This is a genomic window from Anaerocolumna chitinilytica (genome assembly GCF_014218355.1).
Taxonomy (GTDB): domain Bacteria; phylum Bacillota; class Clostridia; order Lachnospirales; family Lachnospiraceae; genus Anaerocolumna; species Anaerocolumna chitinilytica.
Genome location: NZ_AP023368.1, coordinates 247999 through 270887, shown reverse-complemented (window position 1 = coordinate 270887; position 22889 = coordinate 247999). Strand labels below are relative to the sequence as shown.

General features: G+C 39.8%; 20 protein-coding genes. 8 read left to right on the top strand and 12 right to left on the bottom strand.

Annotation, left to right across the window (positions count from 1 at the left end; translation table 11 throughout):
- Positions 1-184: 184 nt before the first annotated feature.
- From clpB to bsdcttw_RS01185, 5 genes are all read right to left on the bottom strand, one after another.
- Positions 185-2776 (bottom strand): ATP-dependent chaperone ClpB, encoded by a 2592-nt coding sequence (gene clpB, locus bsdcttw_RS01205; protein WP_185257641.1) that lies wholly within the window; start codon positions 2774-2776, stop codon positions 185-187.
- A 162-nt stretch (positions 2777-2938) separates the two neighbouring features.
- Positions 2939-3847: a sensor histidine kinase gene (locus bsdcttw_RS01200; protein WP_185257640.1), complete on the bottom strand. Its 909-nt coding sequence runs from the start codon at positions 3845-3847 to the stop codon at positions 2939-2941.
- Positions 3848-3891: 44 nt separating this feature from the next.
- Positions 3892-4689 (bottom strand): ABC transporter permease, encoded by a 798-nt coding sequence (locus tag bsdcttw_RS01195; protein ID WP_185257639.1) that lies wholly within the window; start codon positions 4687-4689, stop codon positions 3892-3894.
- The gene (locus bsdcttw_RS01190; RefSeq protein WP_185257638.1) at positions 4682-5608 is read right to left on the bottom strand and encodes an ATP-binding cassette domain-containing protein; all 927 of its coding nucleotides are present in this window, start codon (positions 5606-5608) and stop codon (positions 4682-4684) included. Before bsdcttw_RS01190 ends, bsdcttw_RS01195 begins: the two co-directional genes overlap by 8 nt.
- A gap of 101 nt (positions 5609-5709) precedes the next feature.
- The gene (locus bsdcttw_RS01185; RefSeq protein WP_185257637.1) at positions 5710-6390 is read right to left on the bottom strand and encodes a response regulator transcription factor; all 681 of its coding nucleotides are present in this window, start codon (positions 6388-6390) and stop codon (positions 5710-5712) included.
- Positions 6391-6606: 216 nt separating this feature from the next.
- Between bsdcttw_RS01185 and bsdcttw_RS01180 the strand changes: the two genes are divergently transcribed.
- From bsdcttw_RS01180 to bsdcttw_RS01170, 3 genes are all read left to right on the top strand, one after another.
- The gene (locus bsdcttw_RS01180) at positions 6607-7215 is read left to right on the top strand and encodes a hypothetical protein (RefSeq protein ID WP_185257636.1); all 609 of its coding nucleotides are present in this window, start codon (positions 6607-6609) and stop codon (positions 7213-7215) included.
- Positions 7216-7846: 631 nt separating this feature from the next.
- Positions 7847-8704: a YitT family protein gene (locus bsdcttw_RS01175; protein ID WP_185257635.1), complete on the top strand. Its 858-nt coding sequence runs from the start codon at positions 7847-7849 to the stop codon at positions 8702-8704.
- A gap of 73 nt (positions 8705-8777) precedes the next feature.
- Positions 8778-10514: a S8 family peptidase gene (locus bsdcttw_RS01170; RefSeq protein WP_185257634.1), complete on the top strand. Its 1737-nt coding sequence runs from the start codon at positions 8778-8780 to the stop codon at positions 10512-10514.
- Here the strand turns inward: bsdcttw_RS01170 and bsdcttw_RS01165 are convergent.
- The 6 genes from bsdcttw_RS01165 to bsdcttw_RS01140 form a co-directional block, all read right to left on the bottom strand.
- Complete coding sequence (locus bsdcttw_RS01165) at positions 10498-11526, bottom strand: M42 family metallopeptidase (RefSeq protein ID WP_185257633.1); 1029 nt, start codon at positions 11524-11526, stop codon at positions 10498-10500. The two genes, bsdcttw_RS01170 and bsdcttw_RS01165, sit on opposite strands and share 17 nt — an antisense overlap.
- A gap of 184 nt (positions 11527-11710) precedes the next feature.
- Positions 11711-12283 (bottom strand): cyclase family protein, encoded by a 573-nt coding sequence (locus bsdcttw_RS01160; RefSeq protein WP_185257632.1) that lies wholly within the window; start codon positions 12281-12283, stop codon positions 11711-11713.
- A 40-nt stretch (positions 12284-12323) separates the two neighbouring features.
- Positions 12324-13604, bottom strand: coding sequence for a LysM peptidoglycan-binding domain-containing protein (locus tag bsdcttw_RS01155; RefSeq protein ID WP_185257631.1), 1281 nt, complete (start codon positions 13602-13604; stop codon positions 12324-12326).
- Positions 13605-13719: 115 nt separating this feature from the next.
- On the bottom strand, positions 13720-14475 hold the full coding sequence (locus bsdcttw_RS01150; protein WP_185257630.1) for an exodeoxyribonuclease III: 756 nt from the start codon (positions 14473-14475) through the stop codon (positions 13720-13722).
- Between the two features lie 142 nt (positions 14476-14617).
- Entirely contained in the window at positions 14618-15268 is a 651-nt protein-coding gene (locus bsdcttw_RS01145; RefSeq protein WP_185257629.1) for an HAD family hydrolase, read from the bottom strand.
- Between the two features lie 56 nt (positions 15269-15324).
- Positions 15325-15840, bottom strand: a complete 516-nt coding sequence (locus tag bsdcttw_RS01140) for an STM3941 family protein (RefSeq protein ID WP_185257628.1) — start codon at positions 15838-15840, stop codon at positions 15325-15327.
- A 293-nt stretch (positions 15841-16133) separates the two neighbouring features.
- On the opposite strand from bsdcttw_RS01140, the gene bsdcttw_RS01135 reads away from it, so the two are divergent.
- The 4 genes from bsdcttw_RS01135 (at position 16134) to bsdcttw_RS01120 (ending at position 20210) form a co-directional block, all read left to right on the top strand.
- The gene (locus bsdcttw_RS01135; RefSeq protein ID WP_185257627.1) at positions 16134-17312 is read left to right on the top strand and encodes an MFS transporter; all 1179 of its coding nucleotides are present in this window, start codon (positions 16134-16136) and stop codon (positions 17310-17312) included.
- A gap of 125 nt (positions 17313-17437) precedes the next feature.
- On the top strand, positions 17438-18295 hold the full coding sequence (locus bsdcttw_RS01130) for a Cof-type HAD-IIB family hydrolase (protein WP_185257626.1): 858 nt from the start codon (positions 17438-17440) through the stop codon (positions 18293-18295).
- Positions 18288-18761 carry a methylated-DNA--[protein]-cysteine S-methyltransferase gene (locus bsdcttw_RS01125; protein WP_185259646.1) on the top strand — a complete coding sequence of 158 codons (474 nt, stop codon included), beginning with the start codon at positions 18288-18290 and terminating at the stop codon, positions 18759-18761. Before bsdcttw_RS01130 ends, bsdcttw_RS01125 begins: the two co-directional genes overlap by 8 nt.
- Positions 18762-18863: 102 nt before the next feature.
- Complete coding sequence (locus bsdcttw_RS01120; protein ID WP_185257625.1) at positions 18864-20210, top strand: MFS transporter; 1347 nt, start codon at positions 18864-18866, stop codon at positions 20208-20210.
- A 119-nt stretch (positions 20211-20329) separates the two neighbouring features.
- Here the strand turns inward: bsdcttw_RS01120 and bsdcttw_RS01115 are convergent, their stop codons facing one another.
- On the bottom strand, positions 20330-21064 hold the full coding sequence (locus bsdcttw_RS01115) for a GntR family transcriptional regulator (RefSeq protein WP_185257624.1): 735 nt from the start codon (positions 21062-21064) through the stop codon (positions 20330-20332).
- A gap of 249 nt (positions 21065-21313) precedes the next feature.
- On the opposite strand from bsdcttw_RS01115, the gene bsdcttw_RS01110 reads away from it, so the two are divergent.
- On the top strand, positions 21314-22879 hold the full coding sequence (locus bsdcttw_RS01110; RefSeq protein ID WP_185257623.1) for an amidohydrolase: 1566 nt from the start codon (positions 21314-21316) through the stop codon (positions 22877-22879).
- Positions 22880-22889 lie beyond the last annotated feature (10 nt).

Below are 22889 nucleotides of genomic sequence, written 5' to 3'. Positions count from 1 at the left end.
AGTCCGCTTTGCAGACTGTTCTAATCAGTCTGCAATTCGCCCTAACATATACCATTTAATGGAGAATGAGAACTGCAATTTATCTTTCCCCATAATCGTTTATACTTTTGTAAAATTCCATAATATACTTCCTGACAGATACTTCTTAAATATATGCAGTATCTCCTACAAAAAGAGCATTTCTTTATCTGCTTCTGCGTATGCTGCCGGATAGTAGGCCGTCTTTTACTTCAATTACTATCGTATCCTGTGTTTCTACCTCATCACTTAGAATCAATCTTGCACTTAAGGTCTCTACATTCTTCTGAAGGTAACGTTTTAAAGGTCTTGCTCCATATACCGGGTCGTAGGCTTCCTTCACTACAAATCTCTTAGCTTCCTCTGTCAGTTCTATGGTAATCTCCCTATCAGAAAGTCTTTCATTAAGCTCTGCTATCAACAGGTCTATAATTCCTCTGATATCACCAGGAGTCAGCGGTTTAAAGAGGATCATCTCATCGAGACGATTTAAAAATTCCGGACGGAAATGATTTCTTAAATCATTCATGACCAAATCTTTACAGCCTGCCATGATATTGCCGGCTTCATCAATCCCGTCTAACAGATAAGCAGAGCCGATATTAGAAGTCATTATAAGAATCGTATTCTTAAAATCCACTGTTCTGCCCTGTGAATCCGTAATACGTCCGTCATCCAGTACCTGCAGCAGGACATTAAAGACATCCGGATGGGCTTTCTCAATCTCATCAAAGAGAACCACGGAATAAGGCTTTCTTCTGACTGCTTCCGTAAGCTGTCCGCCTTCTTCATATCCTACATATCCCGGAGGCGCTCCGATAAGTCTGGATACAGAATATTTCTCCATGTATTCGCTCATATCAATGCGGACCATGTTCTGCTCATTGTCAAAAAGGGAGGCGGCAAGAGCCTTGGCAAGCTCAGTCTTACCCACACCGGTAGGTCCAAGGAATAAGAAGGAACCAATGGGTTTTGTGGGATCTTTTATACCTGCCTTGGAGCGGAGAATGGCATCGGACACCAGCTTAACTGCTTCATCTTGTCCCATTACTCTCTTATGAAGTTCCACATCAAGATGCAGGGTCTTTGCTCTCTCACTCTCCGTTAATTTCGCAACGGGAATTCCTGTCCAACGGGATACAATTTTCGCAATTTCTTCTTCACTGACATTCTCATGAACAAGGGTATGCTCTTCACTTCTTACCTTTTCTTCTTCCGCTTCCAGCTGTTTTGTTATCTGGGGCAGTCTGCCGTATTTTAATTCCGCTGCCTTATTAAGGTCATAATTTCTTTCAGCGATTTCTATTTCATTATTCAGACTTTCCAACTCTTCTCTTAATTTCTGTACTCTTTCTACCGAAGACTTTTCATTATCCCACCTGGCCTTACCGGCAATAAAGAGCTCTTTTGTCTCTGCCAGCTCTTTTCTAAGATTCTCAAGTCTCTCCTGGCTTAATCTGTCCGTTTCTTTCTTAAGGGCTGCTTCCTCTATCTCAAGCTGCATTACATGTCTGCTGATGTCATCTAATTCCGTGGGCATGGAATCCAGCTCTGTCTTAATCAATGCACAGGCTTCGTCCACCAAATCGATTGCCTTATCCGGCAGAAAACGGTCGGAGATATAGCGGTTTGATAAAACTGCCGCAGAAACCAAAGCGCTGTCGGTAATCTTTACTCCGTGAAAGACTTCATAACGGTCCTTTAAGCCTCTTAAGATGGAGATGGTATCTTCCACTGTCGGTTCCTCAACCATTACAGGCTGGAAACGTCTCTCAAGAGCGGCATCCTTTTCAATATACATACGGTATTCATTTAATGTAGTGGCACCGATGCAGTGAAGTTCTCCTCTGGCTAACATGGGTTTTAACATATTGCCGGCATCCATAGCCCCTTCTGTCTTGCCTGCACCGACAATTGTGTGAAGCTCATCAATGAATAGGATGATTTCCCCGTCACTGTTTCGGACCTCTTCCAGAACCGCTTTTAATCTCTCTTCGAATTCCCCCCGGTACTTCGCACCGGCTACCAATGCTCCCATATCAAGGGCAAATACCTTTTTGTTCTTTAAAGCATCCGGAACATCCCCTCTGACAATTCTCTGGGCAAGTCCCTCAACTACTGCGGTCTTACCTACTCCGGGCTCTCCAATAAGCACCGGATTGTTCTTCGTCTTACGGGAAAGAATACGGATAAGATTACGAATCTCTGCATCTCTGCCAATAACCGGGTCTAACTTCTGCTCTCTGGCTCTTTCCACCAGGTCCTGGCCGTACTTCTCCAAGGTATCATATGTCGCTTCCGGGTTATCGTTTGTTACCTTTTGATTCCCTCTCACAGACTGGAGAGCCTTTAAGAAACTTTCTCTCGTAATTCCAAAGGTCTTAAAAAGCTCTTTTAATTCTGTACTTGGCTGCTTCAACAGGCTTAGGAAAAGGTGCTCTACCGAGACATACTCGTCTCCCATCCGTTTTGCCTCATCCTCTGCATAAATCAAAACCTTATTTAAATCATTGCTGATATAAAGCTGCCCTCCAGATACCTTGGGCCGTTTCTTCAAAAGCCCTTCTACTTGAGCGGTGAATACTTCGACGACAATTTCCATCTTCTTTAAAAGTTTGCCGATTAGGCTGTCTTCAATTACAAGAAGACTGTAGAGAAGATGCTCTTCATCAATTTCCTGATGGCCATAGTCCATAGCAAGCTTTTCACAATTTTGTGTTACTTGAATTGAATTCTGAGTAAATTTACTGATATTCATATGATTACCCCCTTCATAAGCCCCCAATCCTCATTAGATATTGGGTAATTGGTACTTAAGGTTATTCCGTTTTCTTTAAATGTTCTATTGTTCTATAACTGTTATAACACTTATAACTCAAAAATGCAATACCATTTTTATTTGAAAATCACAATTATTATTTTACTCTTTTTCTCCATTCTCTAAAAGGGGAAGCTTTATACGAAGTGTAAGTTTATTCTGTTCCAACGCCGCACTGACATTACCTCCCATTCGCTCCGTCAGGATTTTCACGATGGATAACCCTAGTCCGCTCTGACTTCCTCTAGCTTTATCTGCAGTATAAAAACGCTCAAAGACTCTGCTGGGATCAAGTTCTAAATTTCCATCAATATAATTACAAAAAGCAAGGACTGCCTGTTTATCTACTGCAGACAGAGATACTTCTACGCTTATTTTACCATGCTGATTGCAATTACGTATCAGATTTCTTATAATGCGCAGCAGACTCTCCTTATCTCCGCGGATAAAGATTGCCTTAGGTTCCTCATAACACAGCAGCAGATGCTGTTCCTCAAAGGCCGGAACTGCTTCTGCAAGGCATTCGGTTACCAGGTTGGTCAGATTTATTTTCTCCAATGTAAGTTCATTTTCTGCAGTAAGAAGATAAGAGTACTCAAAAAAGCGGGAAATAAGCTGTTCCATTTCTCCCGCATATTTTACGGCAACATCTAATTTCATCTGCTGGTCAATTAAGAGTTCATCCTTGTGAAGCAGTTGCAGATATCCTTTGATAGCAGTCAGTGGTGTTCGCAAGTCGTGGGAGATATTTGCTATTAATTCCTTAAAGTTCTTTTCCTCCCGAATGCCGTTAAGGCGGAGGATTTCCTCCGCCTTCAGGCAATTGTTAATATTAACGACCATGTGCTCCAACTGACGATGAATAAATTCCACACTAACCGGTTGTTTAGTGTGTTTTATCAACCGATTCTCCAGCTGCTTGTTGATGCTTTTAAACTGACGCCCCAGAAGAAGGATATAAATAGTCAGAATAGCAATGATTATTACAAGTATTATTACTAATATCTCCATTCTTTTGATTTCCCCCGTCCTTACCTTCTTACTGTATTTGTTGCCTATTTGATTTCTGCTTTACGAAACATCCATATCGAAATTCCAATTATAATCACTATAAACATCAGACTGACAATCAGTGCTTTACAAAGGCTTCCAGCTTCTGTCTTTAAGGTCATAAATAAATATTTCCCGCCAAAAGGAGTAAGTGAATATATCTTATCAAACACTTTGGAATTTCTGGCAAGTATAAGCAATTGTGAACTGAGTATAGAAATGGCATAATATATTCCTACTACCAGCACCGGTTTCTTAATAAAGAGTGCCAGAGGCAGGCATACGCTAAGCTGCGCTGTCAGGATCATTATTAGAACCGCCATCACTGCCGCAAGCTTTAATAGATCTGTCCCATTAATCACCGTGTTAGAATCATTAGCAAGCAAATACAAAAACCCCAAAGCATCTTTTCCTAAGTTAAAATTCCTGTTAAGCCCTAAAGCTATTCCCGTGACCGCCGCATAAGGAAGCAGCATAATAACTACGCCGCAAAAAAATGCAACTGCCTTACTGATAACAATCTTCCCCCTGCTGCATCCGCAGGCAATTGCCTGGTGTATCGTCTTGTTTTCAAAGTCACCGCAGATAAAGGTACCTGCTGCTACACCTCCCAGAATACTCATTACATTTACATCAGATAAAAGAAAGGTAATTCCGCTAAAACCGGCACCAAGTCTGCCTTCTGCAATGGCATTTCCCAGTACCGCCATTATGATGGAGGATAAAACCGTTATCGCTAATAACACTTTAGCAGTAGTTGACTTCAACATCTTATAGATATCCGCATAGATCATGTTAATCATTTTCTTTTCCTCCAACCAGTGATATAAAGTAATCCTCCAGGGTATCTCCCTGAACTGAAAAGTTCGTAACAACGACTCCTTCTTCGAATAATACCTTTGCTACCGTAACCTTCTCATCCAGATAATCGTATAATCGTACTGATTTATCGGGCATAACTTTATACTGGTTCGTATGCAGCCGCATTTCTAGGACCTGTGCCAGCCTTTCCGGCTCCAGACATTCTATTAGAATATGATGTTTACAGTTTTCCTCCAGTTCCATATGTGTTATTGTCCTTAAAAGCTTTCCTTTATGGATAATAATGTAGTCCGTGGCGGTTTGGTAGAGCTCCGGCAGATTATGGCTTGAGATCAGGACCGTCATAAGACGTTCCTCACACAACCTTCGGACTAATTCCCTGATTTCAATTACCCCAAGAGGGTCAAGCCCATTGATAGGCTCATCCAGTATTAAAAAGTCCGGATTACCGATTAAAGCAATAGCAATGCCCAGCCGCTGCTTCATACCAAGAGAAAAATTTCTGGCAGGCTTTTCGCCCGTATCCCTTAACCCTACAATTTTCAGTAATTCTTCTTCTAATCCGGTACCCGGGATTCCCCGCAAAGTTTGATAATAGCGAATATTTTCCCCGGCGCTCATATAGGGAATTATACTTGGATACTCAATCATTGCCCCTATTCGTTTTCTCTCTTCCAGAAGGCTTCCCCCCTTCTGACCAAAGAGTTCTATCATTCCCTCCTCCGGAAAAGCAATACCGGTTATCAAGCGCATTAATGTTGTCTTACCGGCGCCATTTTGCCCAATCAAGCCATATATTTTGCCGGGCTCCAGATCGATTGATACCTGCTGTAAAACTTTACTGCCACGGTAGCTTTTTGAGAGATTTTTTGCTCTTAATACATATTCTTTTTCTTTCATATCCTCACACATCCTTTCTAGCATTAGTTTATCCGATAAAGGTTTAGAAAAGGTTAAGAAAAGAAAGGCTATCGATAAGAAAGAGATAAAATAACTTGCACTTATTTTTTATTTAACCGGTATCCGAGCCCCCAGACAGTCTCTATGTACTCCTTTGCTGTATCTGCATGTTTTATTTTATTTCTTAAATTACTGATATGCGTTTTTATCGTATTATCATCTCCAAGATACTCTTCCTCCCAGATTGTTTCATATAGTTTCGCTCTGGTAAATACTTTGTCCTGATTCTTAAGGAAAAGCTCCATAATAAGATATTCCTTGGCAGTCAGCTCTACTTCCTGACCCTTCACATAGAAATGTTTCCCATTGCTATCCAAAGAAAGTTCTTTGAATTCATATCTCTGTTCTTTATCTTTTTGCCGATGGATTCGTCTAAGCAGTGTCTCAACTCTTGCTGATACTTCACCCAGATCAAATGGTTTTGTTATGTAATCATCCGCTCCCAACCTCAGCAGATCAATCTTCGTATGTACCATATCCTTCGCTGATATAATAATAACCGGCACATCGGAAAAGGCTCGTATCTCCTGTAATACCATATCACCACTTTTGTAGGGAAGCATAATATCAAGCAGGATAAGCTCGAACTCTTCCTCCTTCATCTTTTGTACTCCCTCAATACCCGTATATGCCGGGCATACCTCATATCCAGCTTCCGACAAGGTCTCAGCAAGCATAAAATTAACATCCTTATTATCTTCTACAATTAATATTCTGCTCATTCCTATCTCCATCTATCGTCTTTCGTTTATTTGAACTGCAGGTTTCCATGAATTTTATTTGTATTTTTCTTTTACCAATTATAACACATCTGTATTTCCAAAGAAAATTAGTTTGAATTACCTGAATAAAACCTTTACTTTTTTTCCTTTACATAATAATATTAATTTACACTAATGGTAATTATTTCCTTTCATTCTACCTAAAAGGAGAGAATCATGAAAAAAAGAATGCCTATGATAGTAAGTCTAGCTCTTCTACTGCTTGCCACTATCTCTATAGCAACCAACTATAGTTGTTTAAAAAGATTAACCGTTGCTCACGGATATAATAAAGGAAACGGAGAAAGTCTAACCTATAGCATCGCCTCTGCTTTTGAGGCACCTCGTAATTTTGAAGACTACTCCCTAACAAAAAGTGCAGTAAAAAAACTGGGCTTAGATAATACCTTACCATCTGACGTATCTCTGAAGGAAGTCACGAAGCACAACCTTATCTTAAAGGGTAAGCACAAGAAAGCTGATGGGAAGAACATAATACACATAGACCAATGTATCTTAATAAAAGACTTAAAATCCATGTACCTTTTCTATCATACTTATTTTTCTAATAATGACAATATCATTCATCTATCATTAAACGCCCCCAACGGCAATCTCATCTCTGAAGCAGCTTTTACTGATGAAAAGAAAGGTACAATACTTCGTACTTCAGAAAACTACTTCTGGGACATAGACTACGAAAAATACGAAAAGATAATACTCCATGTGAAAGTATATACGGCTGCTAATAAGTATCTCTATGAACACCAACAGCCTCTTTTCTAGCTTCCCAAGATTTCATCTGCTATTTTAATCAAAAAGTATTCATCTGCTATTATAATCACAAGTATTCATCTGCTATTATAATCACAAGTATTCATCTGCTATCATAATCACAATTATTCATCTGATACTATAATCACAATTATTCATCCGCTATAATATCACAAGTATTCATCTGCTATCTTTACTTCTTCAGATGTCAAGGTTCCCCTAAAACCTTCTACTAATATTATCTATGTAATTGCATTACTTTAGGAAAAACAATGATTGAACAGATGACACGGAGGTTTGCTTTTGAATTTTGTCTCGAAAGGTCCCTTATGACACTTAAGCGGCAGAAGATGTTACCAGGTAAAACAGTGCCACTGTTTGAGCGTCAAAGAATACACACAACCAATTACTTCACCGCGAGTTTGGCACTGTTCTACCTTCCGGTAGCAGCTTCTGGCGCTATAGTGGAATAAGGGTTCTTGAGAACAAAATTCAGAAGCAAACCTCCGTGTCATCGTACGCCCCCATTACGCCCCCATTACCCCCCCTATATACATGTCATTATTTTCTATCACCTTTTTCTTGTCATGCCATTTTCCCTATGCTAAAATAAAAATAAACGTGTATTTTGGGAGGATAATGGATGATTCAAAACAAACACAACTACCTGTCGACGGTCTTTCGGATTTTAATGATTATAACCGGTGCCTGTTTCTCCTCCATTGGGCTTGAAATTTTCTTAATACCAAATAATATCATTGACGGCGGTATCATAGGCTTATCAATTATCAGCAGCTACCTGTCCGGTCTTCCTCTGGGTCTCTTTACCTTTGCACTTAACTTCCCCTTCTTTCTTATCGGCTATAAGCAAATAGGAAAAACCTTTGTACTCTCCACTGCCTTTGCAGTAATCTGCCTTTCCATCGGCGTTTCTATCCTTCATCCGATACCGGGTGTTACCCATGATATTTTTCTGGCTGCAATATTTGGCGGCATTATTAACGGAACCGGCGTAGGTCTGATTATCCGTGCAGGCGGTTCTTTAGACGGTACAGAAATTGTAGCAATTATTCTGGACAAGAAGGTCAGCTTCTCCATCGGCCAGATTGTAATGTTCTTTAACTTCTTTATCCTTAGCGGTGCTGGCTTTATCTATGGCTGGGACAGGGCTATGTATTCACTTGTAGCATATTTTATAGCTTTTAAGATGATTGATATTGTAGTGGAAGGACTGGACGAATCGAAGGCAGTTATGATAGTATCCGATAGAAACGAAGACATCACTTCTGCGATTATAGACAGATTAGGAAGAGGTGTTACCCTTTTAAATGGCCAGGGAGGTTTCTCAAGACTTTCTACCAATGTAATCTATGTAGTGGTTTCCCGTCTGGAAATTGCAAAAATCAAGAATATTGTACATTCTTTTGACAATGATGCTTTGGTTACCATCGGAAGCATCGAAGTTGCCGGAAAGAAATATAAAAAGAAATCAATTCATTAAGTTTCAATTTTTTAGTTCCGTTCTCTCTGCTTTATTCATATAAATAGAATAAATAGTTCTTAGAGGTAGCCATATGACCGAAGCTGAACGGTTTAAAATAGTAAGCGAAAAATATGCTGATTTTATTACCAACGATGATGCCCGTGCTGCCATCTTAAATGCCTATCCTGATGCTTCTGTAAGCCTGAATTTTAATAATCTGTCAGTTATTCATATTCCGGTTGAGAATATGACCTTTGACAGCATTCATAGATTTGGCTTCAGCAGTATTCCGGCTTGCTTTGGTCTGTTAACCTCAAATCCTGATTCTTATGATTATAATCTGAAAAACCTTCCAGTTTCATTCAAGGCAGATGATGGTTATACCGGCAAAGATGTCCTGATTGGATTTATCGATACCGGAATTGATTACAGAAATAAAGCCTTTTTAAAAGAGGATGGCACCAGCAGAATTCTGTCTATTTGGGACCAAAGTATCGAAAATCAAAATAATCCTACCAGGTTTCTCTATGGAACGGAATATAATAATGAGACCATTAACAAAGCTTTAAAATCAGTAAATCCTCTGGAAATAGTACCAAGCATGGATGTAATCGGCCATGGCACCATACTAGCCGGCGTCTCCGGCGGATCAAAGAACGCTGAATATGGTTTTTCCGGTGTCGCTGACAATGTTACCTTCGCTGTGGTAAAATTAAAGCCGGCAAAGGAATATATAAAGAGCTTTTTTTCTATTCCTCCGGATTCCATTTGTTTCCAGGAAAATGATATTATCAGCGGCGTTATCTACCTCCATGAGTTAGCTTTGTCCGTAAATAAACCACTTGTTATCTGTTTGGGTGTTGGTACCAGCCAAAGTGACCATACAGGGAATCGTTTCTTAAGCAGATTATTGGCAACAGTGAGTGAAATAAAAGGAAGAGCTGTTGTCGTATCAGCAGGTAATGAAGGCAACCGGGGAAGTCATTACTATGGCAATATTAAACCGCCGGCTTCTTTTGACGATGTAGTGTTAAATATCGCTGAAAATACCTATGGCTTTACTATGCAGTTCTGGGGAACTGCTCCGAACTGGTTCTGGATTGATGTATATACTCCCGACGGAGGTTTTATTACCAGGATACCCCCTACCACCAATAACAGCATTCTCTATTCCCTTGAGAATATGACTATTATTGCAGACAGCCAGATAAAGGAACCCTATTCCACTGAGCAGTTTATTGTTTTAAGATTCAACAAACCAATTCCGGGACAATGGCATTTCTATGTATATGGTATCAAAGGTGACCTGCCTATGCGTTTTCATTTCTGGCTGCCCATCCACAACTTTTTAACATACGGGACAACATTTGTAGAGCCAAATAACAATACCACCATAGTCGCTCCCGGAAATAACGTAAGTCTGATATGTGCAACCGCCTACAATCCTGCCAACAATACTCTCTACTATTATGCCAGTAAGGGAAATACTATAACTAATATGCCTAAACCAGATATTACCGCCCCCGGCGTTAATGTCCTCAGCCCATATCTAAATAATCAATTCATCCGGGTAACCGGCACCAGTGTGTCCTCCTCCTATATAGCAGGTGTACTGGCTCTTTTGCTGGAATGGGGCATTACTAACGGCAACTTTCCTCAAATGAGCAATGCCCTGTTAAAGAAAATTATTACCCAGAGTGCAACCAGAAGGCCGAATGAGTCCTACCCGAATCCAGACTGGGGTTATGGCGTTGTCGATATTAATCAAATGGGAAGTGTAATCAACTCTATCATAAGCGTTCAGGAAAACTCTATTTTTCGATTATAAACTTCTCCAAAAGTTTTAAAGTGTTTTCCAAGCCCTTAATATGTGTCCGCTCCATTCCATGAGAAGCATGAACTCCTTGTCCTATTAAAGCGCCTCTGATGTTATTTCCACCTCTGAGAGCTGCGGATACATCAGAACCATAATGTGGAAAGATATCAACGGCAAAATCAATGCCGAAACGGTTTGCAAGGTTAATTAACTTTGTAGTCAATTCGTAATCATACGGACCTGCAGAATCCTTAGCACAGATGGATACGGCATATTCACTGCCATTTAAATCCTCACCCAAGGCTCCCATATCCACTGCAATGAATTCGCTGATGTCGGACGGAAGCCAGCTTGCACCAAAACCAACCTCTTCATAGTTACTGATTACAAGTTTTAAATTCTTTCTTGGAACAACCTCTTCCTCGTGCATATCCTTTAAAAGTCCAAGCAGAACGGCTACAGAAGCTTTGTCATCCAAATGCCTGGATTTGATAAAGCCTGAATTTGTGTATTCAAAATTAGGATCAAAGCTGACATAGTCACCTGTATTAATACCAAGTGCAAGTACATCTTCCTTGCTTTTTACCTGTTCATCAATCCTTATCTCCATATTCTTTTCACTTCTCTCCAAGGTCCTTGCATCATCATAGGTGTGGACGGACGGACTCTTGGACAGAATTGTTCCTGTATACGTCTTACCTTCTCTGGTATGTATCTTGCAATAGCTTCCTTCAACGCTTTGAAGAGTAAACCCACCTACCAGGGTGAATCTTAGAAGACCATTAGAGGAAATAGAACGTACCATAGCTCCTAACGTATCCACATGTGCAGATAACCCAAGCGTATCCTCCTCCTGACCGGGAACTGATATGATTAAACCGCCCTTCTTGCTGTATTCACATTGATAATGAAATTCTAATGCTTTCTTTTCAACATATTTCATTACTTCCTTTGTATACCCTGAGGGACTTGGTATATTAACAAGCTCCTTTAATGTTTCAACAATAAATTCCATGGTATCCACTTTTTATCCTCCTGTAATTAATCACTTATCTGCTGTATTATCCGCATTTCAACCATGATATCTTCAGCAGACTTTCATTGGTGCCAGAAAGTCCTGCCATACTATCAGCCTGTCCATTTTAATCCTGCTTTATGATTGTGCAAGAGTCTCACAGCCACTTATTGATTAATCTTTCCTTTTCACTTTACTTATCCAATAAGATTGCTCTTACAGGCGCACCGTCACTGCCGCCTAGCTTAAGGGGAGCAGCAACGAGAAAATATTCGCCTTCTTCTACTTCATCCAGTTTGAGTCCCTCCAGCAGAACTACTTCTTTCTCTAATAGCTCTACATGAACTTCTCTGGGTGCCTCCATGGGTGCAACACTCTGGCTCTCCACTCCGATAAGCTCCAGATTATATTCAAGAATGCACTTAGCAAGCTCCATCGTGATGGTAACGGGGCCTTTTAAGATAACCTTTTTCCGGCTGTGTTTTAATACCTCGTTTAACTCTTCTGCCGTTGGCTGTTTCTCGAAAGCTTTTAATGTACAATCTCCCACACAGTGATAAAGATCCAGCTCTTCTATCGTCTTGCCTTCTCTGACAAAATGAAAAGGTGCATCCATATGAGTACCGTTGTGAGCACACATGGTCAGTATCGTAACGTTACAGACATCTCCTTTTTCCATAGAGCTGTTCCTGACAAAGGAGGGTTTTTCATCCCCGGGAAACACAACACTCGTAAATACTTCCTGGGATATATCATATATTTTCATAGATTTCTTAATCCTGCGCAAACTTCATGCGCGGTCCTTTCTATAGCACTTTTTCTATCGCATATTCCGCATTTATAATCAGCCACAACTGAGGATTATAAACAGTAATATTCCATACACTTATTCCTTTTAAATGATACTTTGACACCAACTCCAGTGTTGCATTAATGGTTTGGGCGTTGATAAACCATACTGCATGATTGATTTGGTTATTCGTAGTATACGTAAAATAAGGAGTTTGTGACAGGTCATCATAATGAATACCTACCTTATTATTACTTGCCAAATCATTTACATTATCAAAAGAAATAACATTTACATTAGATATGCCAGCCACATAAGGCAGTTCCCAATCATAGCCCAAGGTCGCTATACCAATAATTATTTTATCAGGTGGTATATAGTTTAAAACATAATTCAAAAACATTTCTGTTTTATTAATAGATGTAATAGGTGAAGGGGGATTGATATTAAATGCCCATTCATAACTTGAAAATATAATATTTTGAGCTAATCTATTTATGATGGAGTAATCTACTTTTTGGAAACTTACTTCATTGCTTGATTCATTTATATTAGGGTTAATTGTAACAAATACTTGGAAACCCTCACTGTTCAACCTGTTGGTGACATTGGCAAAATAGCTTTCATACAGTTGGATATTGGATAAGCTAATATATTGAAGAGAGAGGTTCAGGCCAAAGTAACCTTTTTCCTTCAATATAACCAGAATGTTATCTATCTGCTTCCTTTGGAACTCTTCGTTCAAAAGCACTTCAAAATCCGCAATGATATTAGCTTCTCCTTGTATTGTAAGGGTAGTTAACAACATTAGCGGAGCTACGCCATACGCTTTTGCTATTTGCACTATTTCTGAATCATCATAGTATGATATAATACCCCCATCCTTTGCAGCCGTGTAGTTCAAGACAGAGATGTAGGTCAGATATGGCAGGGTTTTTCTAAGTGTAGTTTTGTCAATGTTAGGAACAGTATTACCATGTGTTGTGATGGTCCCTCTCTTCTCATATCGAATAACAAGGATATCCCCCGGATATAGGAATTCTCGTTCCGAAAGATAGGGATTATTGGCTAATAATTCTATAAGTGATACCTGAAAAGCATCGGCTATATCCCTTAAGGTGTCTCCCTCTTTCACTGTATAAGTTATTTCCGGTTTAACAATAACCAAGGATTGGCCTACAATTAATTTATCTGCGCTGTCAAGTCCATTATCCTCTATAAGCTTATCTTCTGTAATTCCATAATATTCTGCAATTGACTGGATGGTTTCATTTGGGCTCACGATATGTATTGTCATAACAACTCCTTTCCCTGATATATGCGAAAGACTTCTTTTCCAACATATATCCCAAGGATATCACTATAACAATATATGAAATTATTCTAATTTATTTTCATAAAAAATGATTGATTTATAATTCAATATCCAATTCTACCGGACAATGGTCGCTGCCCAGAGTATCCTTGTGAATAATACTGTCTCTAATCTTATCCTTTAGGACTTCTGATACAATAAAATAGTCAATACGCCAGCCTGCGTTCTTCTCTCTGGCTCGGAACATATAGGACCACCAGGTATAACGGTCCGTATCATCCGGATACAGGTAGCGGAAGGAATCCACAAACCCATTCTCTAAAAGCTCCGTCATCTTATTTCTTTCTTCCTTGGTAAAGCCTGCGTTCATGGTATTGGTCTTGGGATTTTTTAAATCAATTTCCTTATGGGCAACATTTAAGTCCCCACAAAGGATAACCGGTTTTTTCTTATCCAGCTCCTTTAAATAGGCTCTGAAATCATCTTCCCATTCCATACGGTAATCAAGTCTTGCAAGTTCCCGCTTAGAATTGGGAGTATAGACATTCACCAAATAAAAATCATCATATTCCAGTGTAATGACACGGCCTTCCTGGTCATGCTTTTCAATCCCCAGATCATAGGTCACTGCAAGGGGTTCCCTCTTGGCAAATATGGCAGTTCCGGAGTATCCTTTCTTTACAGCGCTGTTCCAGAACTCATAATACCCATCAAAAGAATGCTCCCACTGTTCTTTCTCCATTTTCGTCTCCTGAAGACAGAAAAAGTCTGCATCCTGTTCTTTGAAAAAATCCTCAAATCCTTTCCCAAGGCAAGCTCTTAATCCATTTACATTCCAAGAAATAAATCTCATACTGTTATACCTTATATCGCAGATATCCTGCGGTATTGCCACCGTACCTTAACGTGAAATCTTTTTCACTGAGTAAGAGAATTATAGTGGCATCCTTTCTTTCCGAATTTTCTCCTACTCTTTTTACACGCTTTCTCTTCGCCTAGCCGAGCAATAATTCTTTCAATTCCTTCAAATCCTTAACAATGGCATCTGCTCCTGCCTCTGTTAATTCTTCTTTGTTTCCAAACCCATACAATACCCCGATGGAACTTATGCCGTTCTCCTTCGCTCCTTCTATGTCGTGGTACCTGTCACCTATCATAACTGCCTGCTCTTTGTCGCTGATACCGTTCTTCTCCAGAGCATAAGCTATGATGTCGCCTTTTTTTCTTCTGGTATCATCTAATGTGGCACCGCAAATATCCGTAAAATAACCTTCCAGATGGAAGTGTTCCATAATCTCTCTTGCAAATTTCTCCGGCTTGGAGGTTGCAAGTATTAAGATTTCACCTTCCTTTACCAAGGCTTCCAGAAAGGAATCCATTCCTTCATACTTCAAATTCATGAAGATTCCTTTCTCTTTAAAATACTCCCTATAGCGGACAGTAGCTTCCTTTATCTCTTCCTCATTCAGATTCCAGAATTCTTTCAAGCCATCTATTAAAGGGGGTCCTATATGCCTGTTTAACGTGTTCAGATCTTCCACTTCTATCCCTACATGATGAAGCGCATACTGCAACGATTTAGTAATCCCTTCCTGGGGATTGGTTAGGGTTCCGTCTAAGTCAAACAATAGATATTTCTTCTTCATGCCGCGTATGTCCTGCCTTTCTGTCATGTGCAGGAAAATATCTTTGCATTTTCCTGCTAATCGTATAAGCTCCGGTAATCATCCAAACGTTTTTTCAAAAGGGTATAGATATCTTCTAAAGACATATCCTTGGCATTCCCTACATAGAGCAAAAACGCCGGTTTGTCGTAATTCTTATTATCAATTGCTTTTTGCTGCTTTATGGGTGAGAGCTTCTTTATAAAGGAGTCTTCATCCCTTGGTATTATTCCAATGGCATTATCTTCCTTTGCAATGCAAAACCTGTCAATGTCCTGGTAGGATAATCTGCCTATGGAATTTTTGGAGGAACTGTCGATAATACTATCAAAGGTTATCGTAATCAGAGGTTTTTTCTGGGAAGCTTTCATAAGATTCATAATACACCGGATGCCAAAGACCACGGCTGTTATAAAGCCTAATAAGCTAAGTACCATAACCCTCTCCCTTAACCCTGTCACCCACAGAGTGACTGCCAGAAAAAGAAGAGCGAAAGAACGAAAAAAGCACCTCACTGCTTTCGTCTGTTTTTCTTCAATAATAATCTTTTCCACGTTTCTCCCATCCGCGTGTCCGTACGCATCTTTCCATACTTTCTTTCATTTTATATGGAACGCTTTAAAAATGCAAGTAAACATGGTGAATTTTGTTATATTCACCTTGCTGTAAAGCAATATCTGAAATTTATTCTGCTTTTATTTGCTTAAGAAAAATGCTATACTGGACGTATTATTGTAATAAGAAAGAGGTCTTCTATGAATCATCCGATCTAAGTATCAAAATAAAGAATTTTACGCTGTATCTGACAGCTTTATTTTGATGCTTAAAATTAGAAAGGATCTCTCATATGAAGCCATATCGAAACATCTGGCTCATGTATGCCATCGCCTTTTTGCAGGGCATGGTATTCTATGGGCCAATTGCTACTTTATATCGTCAGGCTGCCGGTATCAACATCTTTCAGATAACCCTGATTGAAAGTATTTCTCTTGCCCTTTGCCTGCTCTTTGAACTCCCCTGGGGCATAGTGGCAGACCGGATAGGTTACAAAAAGACCATGGTATTCTGCTTTATGCTGTATTTCATATCAAAAATTGTTTTCTGGAAAGCAGATGGTTTCGGAGGATTTTTGACTGAAAGAATCCTGCTCAGTATCGTAATATCCGGTGTTTCCGGTGTCGATAGCAGTATTTTATATCTATCCTGCAAAAAAGACCAATCTCAGAAGGTCTTTGGTATCTATAATTATATACAGACTACAGGACTGCTTATAGCCTCGGTCGTGTTTTCACTATTTATAAAAGACAACTACAGACTGGCGGGTTTCTTAACTGTCTGCAGTTATGGATTAGCAGCAGCTCTTACCCTTCTGCTGGTTGAGGTAAAGGGAGAAAGTGAGGTTAGGCCGGGGGTGTCAGAATTTCTTGCTCTGTTAAAGCGCATTGTGAAAACCAAGCATCTTCTGCTGTTTTTGGCCGCCGTCGCACTGCTAAATGAGACCCATCAGACCATAACAGTATTCTTAAACCAGCTGCAATATGTAAAGAATGGCTTATCCAATACTGCTATTGGCTATATCTACATCCTAGTTACACTGGCTGGCTTGCTGGGAGTTTTCTCTGACGGACTGACTCGTAAATTAGGGATACAAAAGTTCGCAGTCCTTTTATATACTGCTGCAGCCACGGCCTGCCTGCTTCTTGGATTAACAAATAGCCCCTGGTTATCCGTGGTCTCTATCCTATTACTTCGAATCAGTTTCAGCCTGTTCCAGCCGTTACAGACAGAACTGCAGAACCGTCAGGTTATAACTTCAAACCGCGCAACAGAACTTAGTATTAATGCTATTATTATTGATGGTGTAGGTATCACTACGAATCTAATCTATGGCAGGCTGGCGGAGGTGAATATCATAATGCCTATGTTTTCAGGAGTATTCTTCTGTATCCTTGGATTGCTCTTCTTTAAACTTTGGCAACGTGGTATAAAAGGAACTGTATTCCGGTATACCAAGCCCAGAAATTAATTTGACGTTTCACAGAAGCTTTAGTATACTTATTACAGTACAATTTTCTGACGGTATTAGGTGTATACACGTTTACACCGATGCCGCCTGTTTAAGCTGTTAATGCTCTTAGAAAGAGGAAGATAATGAAAACTCTGTACATCTCAGATTTAGATGGAACGCTTCTTAACAGTCAGGCTGAACTTAATCCTTACACCATAGAAACTATTAATACTTTAATAGAAAAGGGTATGCACTTTACGGTAGCAACAGCCAGGACCGCAGCTACGGTATCAAAGATTCTGGCCCCGCTAAACCTCTCTGTTCCCGTAGTTTTAATGAACGGCGTTATCCGCTATGATATGAAACAAAAGGAATATTTAAATACCCTATACCTCCCGGAGAAAACGGTTTCCTTCATTCTTCGTACTGCCAAGCAATTTCATTTGACCGGTTTTTTATACCAGATTAAAGACAATTCTCTGACCACCTATTATGAGAATCTGACAAATAGCGGCATGCTGGAATATTACACCGAGCGGAAGGTCAAATTCAATAAAACATTTATTCAGAAGGAGGATCTTATAGATGCTGCCAGTGAACATAGTATCTATTTTGCCATGATTGACAAAATGGAACTACTGCTTCCGGCTTACGAGATATATAAGAACCTGCCCGGCGTCTCCACTGCTTTTTATCAGGACAATTATAACAAGGAAGGTATGTGGTTCCTTGAGGTATTCAGCAATAAAGCCACCAAATACAACGCTGTAATGGGCTTAAGAGAAACCTGCGGCTATGACAGAGTCATCTGCTTTGGCGACAATCTTAATGACTTGCCCATGTTCAAAGCCAGCGACATTACCTGCGCAGTTGCCAATGCCAAAGACGAAGTGAAAGCAGCTGCCACCTACATAATACAGAAAAACACAGAAGACGGAGTCGCCAGATGGCTTATAGACCATTTTAAAAAAGATGGAAGGGCTGGTGAAGTTGATGATTAATTCCATTGTTTTTGACACTGTAATAGGACGGCTTTATATCGCAGAAAGGGATGGAGCAGTTTCACATCTTTTATTTGCTCAGGAGGATGATCCAGAGGCCTATAAGGAAGAAGGAAGCCTTACACCCCTGCTAGCAGAAACCAAAGACCAGATTCTCTCCTATCTGGCAGGCACACGGACAAGCTTTAACCTGCCCTTAGCCCCCAAAGGAACTCCCTTTCAGGAGCGAGTATGGAACGCCCTTCTGACAATCCCTTACGGGCAGACGATAAGCTATAAAGAACTTGCTGTAAGAGCCGGCAATCCCAAAGCCTGCCGTGCCGTTGGTATGGCAAATAACAGGAATCCCATCTCCCTTATCATTCCCTGCCACCGGGTAATCGGTGCAGATGGAAAGCTCGTAGGTTACGGAGGCGGTCTTCCCATAAAAGAGCACCTTTTACGCCTGGAAGGAGCTTTGGTCTAGTCTTTAAGAACTTTTTATATTTTAAAACTACATAACATATTCCTTCTATAAACCATATAAACAGCGTTCTGCATCTAACAATGCAAATTACTGAGAATTTAGGTGATTTGTACAGGTGCAGAACGCTTTATCAAGGTCATTATTCTAACAAACGAGGTAATCATGGAAACCATCGCCAAGAGGCTTACACTTAAGTTCGGTTTTATCCAGTCCAGTTACTGGATCAGTCAGTGTGCAATAAATAGTTTTGCCGCCGTATATCTTCATGCCAAGGATTTTGAAAACACCCAGATAGGTTTTATCCTATCCTTTGCCGCTATTTTGTCCATGCTGTTACAGCCCCTTGTAGCCTCCTTTGCTGACAAATCAAAGAAGATCACACTGCGCTATATGATGCTGGTGCTTATGTTTATTGTAATGGGACTTGGAGTATTGCTCTATCTGCTCCCTAACTCCTTTTTATTAATTACCATAATCTATATCTTAATTAATGCCATTGAATATACCTTGAATCCTTTATTTAACTCCCTTGCCATGGAATACATGAATCAAGGCGTTCCCATGAATTATGGCCTTGGAAGAGGAATGGGTTCCATTGCCTTTGCTGTTATGTCTATTTTTCTGGGCTTCCTGGTGAATCGATTCGGAGCAGATGCTATACTCCCTGTATTCCTGTTGTGCTATCTCCTTGTAATCTTATCAACCTTTCTCTTTCGAGAAAAGCTTCCAAGCCTTTCAGAGGAGCAAAAGGCCCTTTATGGAATCCAGGAAGCTGAGGCAAAAGAAGAATCCAGTAATCTTCTTACCTTCTTTCTAAATCATAAAACATTTATGGTAATGCTTTGCGGTATAGCCATGCTATTCTATTCTCACATATTGATTAACACCTTTTTAATTAATATCATGGAAAATGTAGGCGGAAACAGCTCGGACATGGGCGTATCCCTTTCCATCTCGGCAGCTCTTGAGCTGCCTACCATGGCATTATTTATATTAATTGTAAGAAAGATAAAAGGCAGCAGCTTAATTAAGATCTCTGCATTTTTCTTTACCATAAAAGCCCTGATTACCCTCCTTGCAACCAATGTCGCCCTTGTCCATCTATCCATGTCCTTTCAATTAATTTCCTTTGCCTTGTTCACACCGGCATCCATTTACTATGTAAATGACCTGATTGAAAGGGAGAACCGTGTAAAAGGACAATCCATGTTAGGTGTTGCCAACATCGGAATTGCCGGAACTCTGGCCAATCTGACCGGCGGAAGACTTCTCGATACCTTTGGAGTAGGAAAGATGCTCTTAGTCGGAACCATTGTAACTGCCCTAGGCTTTGTCCTCATCTTGCTTAGTGTAAAAGACCCGGTCAAAGCGCCAATAGAGAAACCTATAGCTGACCCAGTGGAAGAATTACTAAGAGAGCCGGGTGCAACGAAGGAACCGGCTATATAATGCTATGAGATAGTATCTATAATACCTATGATGATAGAAATGAAGCAAAAAAGGAATAAAGAAAGCAACGTTACATCAGCTTTCTTTATTCCTTTTTTCATTTAAGAATCAAAAGATAATCATGCTTTCGTATAATCTTCCAGATAGAACCGATAACGCTCACTGATAATATATTGCTTACCGATATGTACAAGTTCCTTTCTGGAATCATACATCTGGCAGTACAGATAAAAAAGAGGCTCTCCGCCGGATACCTGCAATTTTTTAGCAATATCTCCATTTGCTTTGACTACATCGATATAAGAATTAGTGGAAATGGAGACATGTATTCCATGTTTTTCTTCCAATAAGCGATATAAAGAACCGTCTAAAGCTTCGTTTAAAAGAAAGGAAAAACGCGGATATGGAAAAAGATTATTCTCACACATGATAGGAGAACCATCTGCCAGACGGATACGCTGCAGAAAGATGGCAGGGCTGCCAGGTTCTTCATTCATAGCTTTAGCGTCTTCCGGTGTCAAATGGATGATTTCTTTTTTTGTAACTATACTGGTAGGGTTCATACCATTTGCTTCACAAGCTTCACTAAAGCTAAGCAAATGTTCAATTTTGCGCTGTATTTTGTGTTCCTGCACAAAAGTACCTTTACCCTGTTTTTTTGATAAAAATCCTTCTCTTGAAAGTTCTTCTATAGCACGGCGCACCGTAATACGGCTTACGTTATATTGTTCGCTGATTTCTGTCTCGGTAGGAATCTTTTCTCCATAATGCAATTCACCTGTTTTAATAGCATTTTTAATTTCTTCCTTTAGTTGCAGGTATAAAGGAATCGCATTATCAGGATTTAATTTCATAGTTGTAACTCCTTTGTAAAGATTTATCTAAGTTCACTATACTATAGTTGGCGGGGAATAACAAGCTTATTCTGCCAAAGGCCAATTATTTGTATAATTTTGGCTATTATTTGTACATTGTGCACAAAATTTCAACTCATAATAATAACAAATGACAAAAGATAAGAATTTCAAAATTTATAATTGTATATAACGTTATAATATGATATAGTGAAAATACGCAAAAACGAAATGGGAGGGTATTAAAAAATGTGCAATATTAATATTGATTTAATCTTGCGCTCCAATTACATTTTCACAGGTATAAATGAAGAACCTGAAAAAGGCTACATCGCTGTTTCCGGTAACACAATCGTTAAAGTAGGAAGGGATGACTCTTACAAAGAATTAATTGGAGAAAATACGAAGGTCTTGGATTTGAAGGACCAGCTTATAACACCGGGTTTTGTAGATGTACATACCTTTTTTACCGGATATGCCATCTACCATATTGGAATGAACCTTTCAGAGGTCGATTCAGAAGAGAAGTGCCTTCAAAAGATGAAAGAATATGAAAGAACACTTAAGGAAGTGCAGACTATTTACGGCCATGGATGGGATGTAAAGAAGTTTCCGGCAAAAGGCCTGGAGGAGCTATTAAATCAGAACTATCCGGAGAGACCCGTTATATTATTTTCAGCTGACAGAAGCTCCTGTATCATGAACCAAGCCGCAAAGGATGCTTACGGATTTACATCTTTTACCTGTTATCCGGAGGCATATTACAGAATCATGCGGGAGTATTTAAATGACAGAACTTTTATTGAAAAAGAATTCAAGGATTATATGAAATTATTAAACAGCAGAGGTGTTACCACTGTTAAGGAAATGGGATTTGATGATTTCTATGGTTTTGATTCGTTCTTAAAAGAAAAAGAGGAAAACAAAGAATTAACCCTGCGAATATTTTTTATGTCACAGCCCGTTGGGGAAGGAATTAATATTGAACACGGAAAACGAATGAGAGAAAAGTTTACCGGCGACTTTGTCCGATTTTCAGGCTATAACCGGATGACGGACGGAACCGTAGCAAGTAAAAAGGGAGACTTGTTAAAACCCTATGAAGGAACTGATTCCTGCTGCTCAATCCATATTGACTATGAGGGGATCGAGAAGGAAGTTCTCCTGGCAGATCAAAATAGCTTCCGATATTCCCTCCATGCCCAGGGGGATGGTGCAGTTCATAAGGTATTGGATATTTTTGATAAGTGCAAAAAAGAAAATAATAAAGTAGTAAACAGGCATGCAATTACAGACATGGAGTTTACAGCTCCAAAAGATTTAGAGCGTATGGGAGAACTGGGGGTAATAGGAGAAATCTATTTTCAGATTATGTCATTAGATCCCGGTGATGAAGTCAAGGCGGCAATCCTTAAAACCATTGGTAAGGAACGAGGACAGTATTACTGGAACCGGAGAAAAATGATAGACAGCGGAGTCGTACTATCCGGAGCCACGGACCTGCCCCTTATGATAACAGATATTCCGGAATCCATCTATCATGGATGCGGTGGATATTTTCCGGAGGGAGGGGAACCATTTAACAAACATAATACCATAACCATTGCTGAAATATTGAAAGCCTGGACTTTAGGCGGTCAGAAAAATCTCGAAATGGAAGTAAAATATGGGACCCTGGAAGAAGGAAAAATCGCAGATATTACCGTACTGGATCATAATGTATTTCAAGTTCCTATGGAACAAGTGCGGGATGTCAAGGTATCCATGACAATCGTTGATGGACGTATCGTATACGAGAAAGAGTCTGCTAATTAAAATAAAGGAG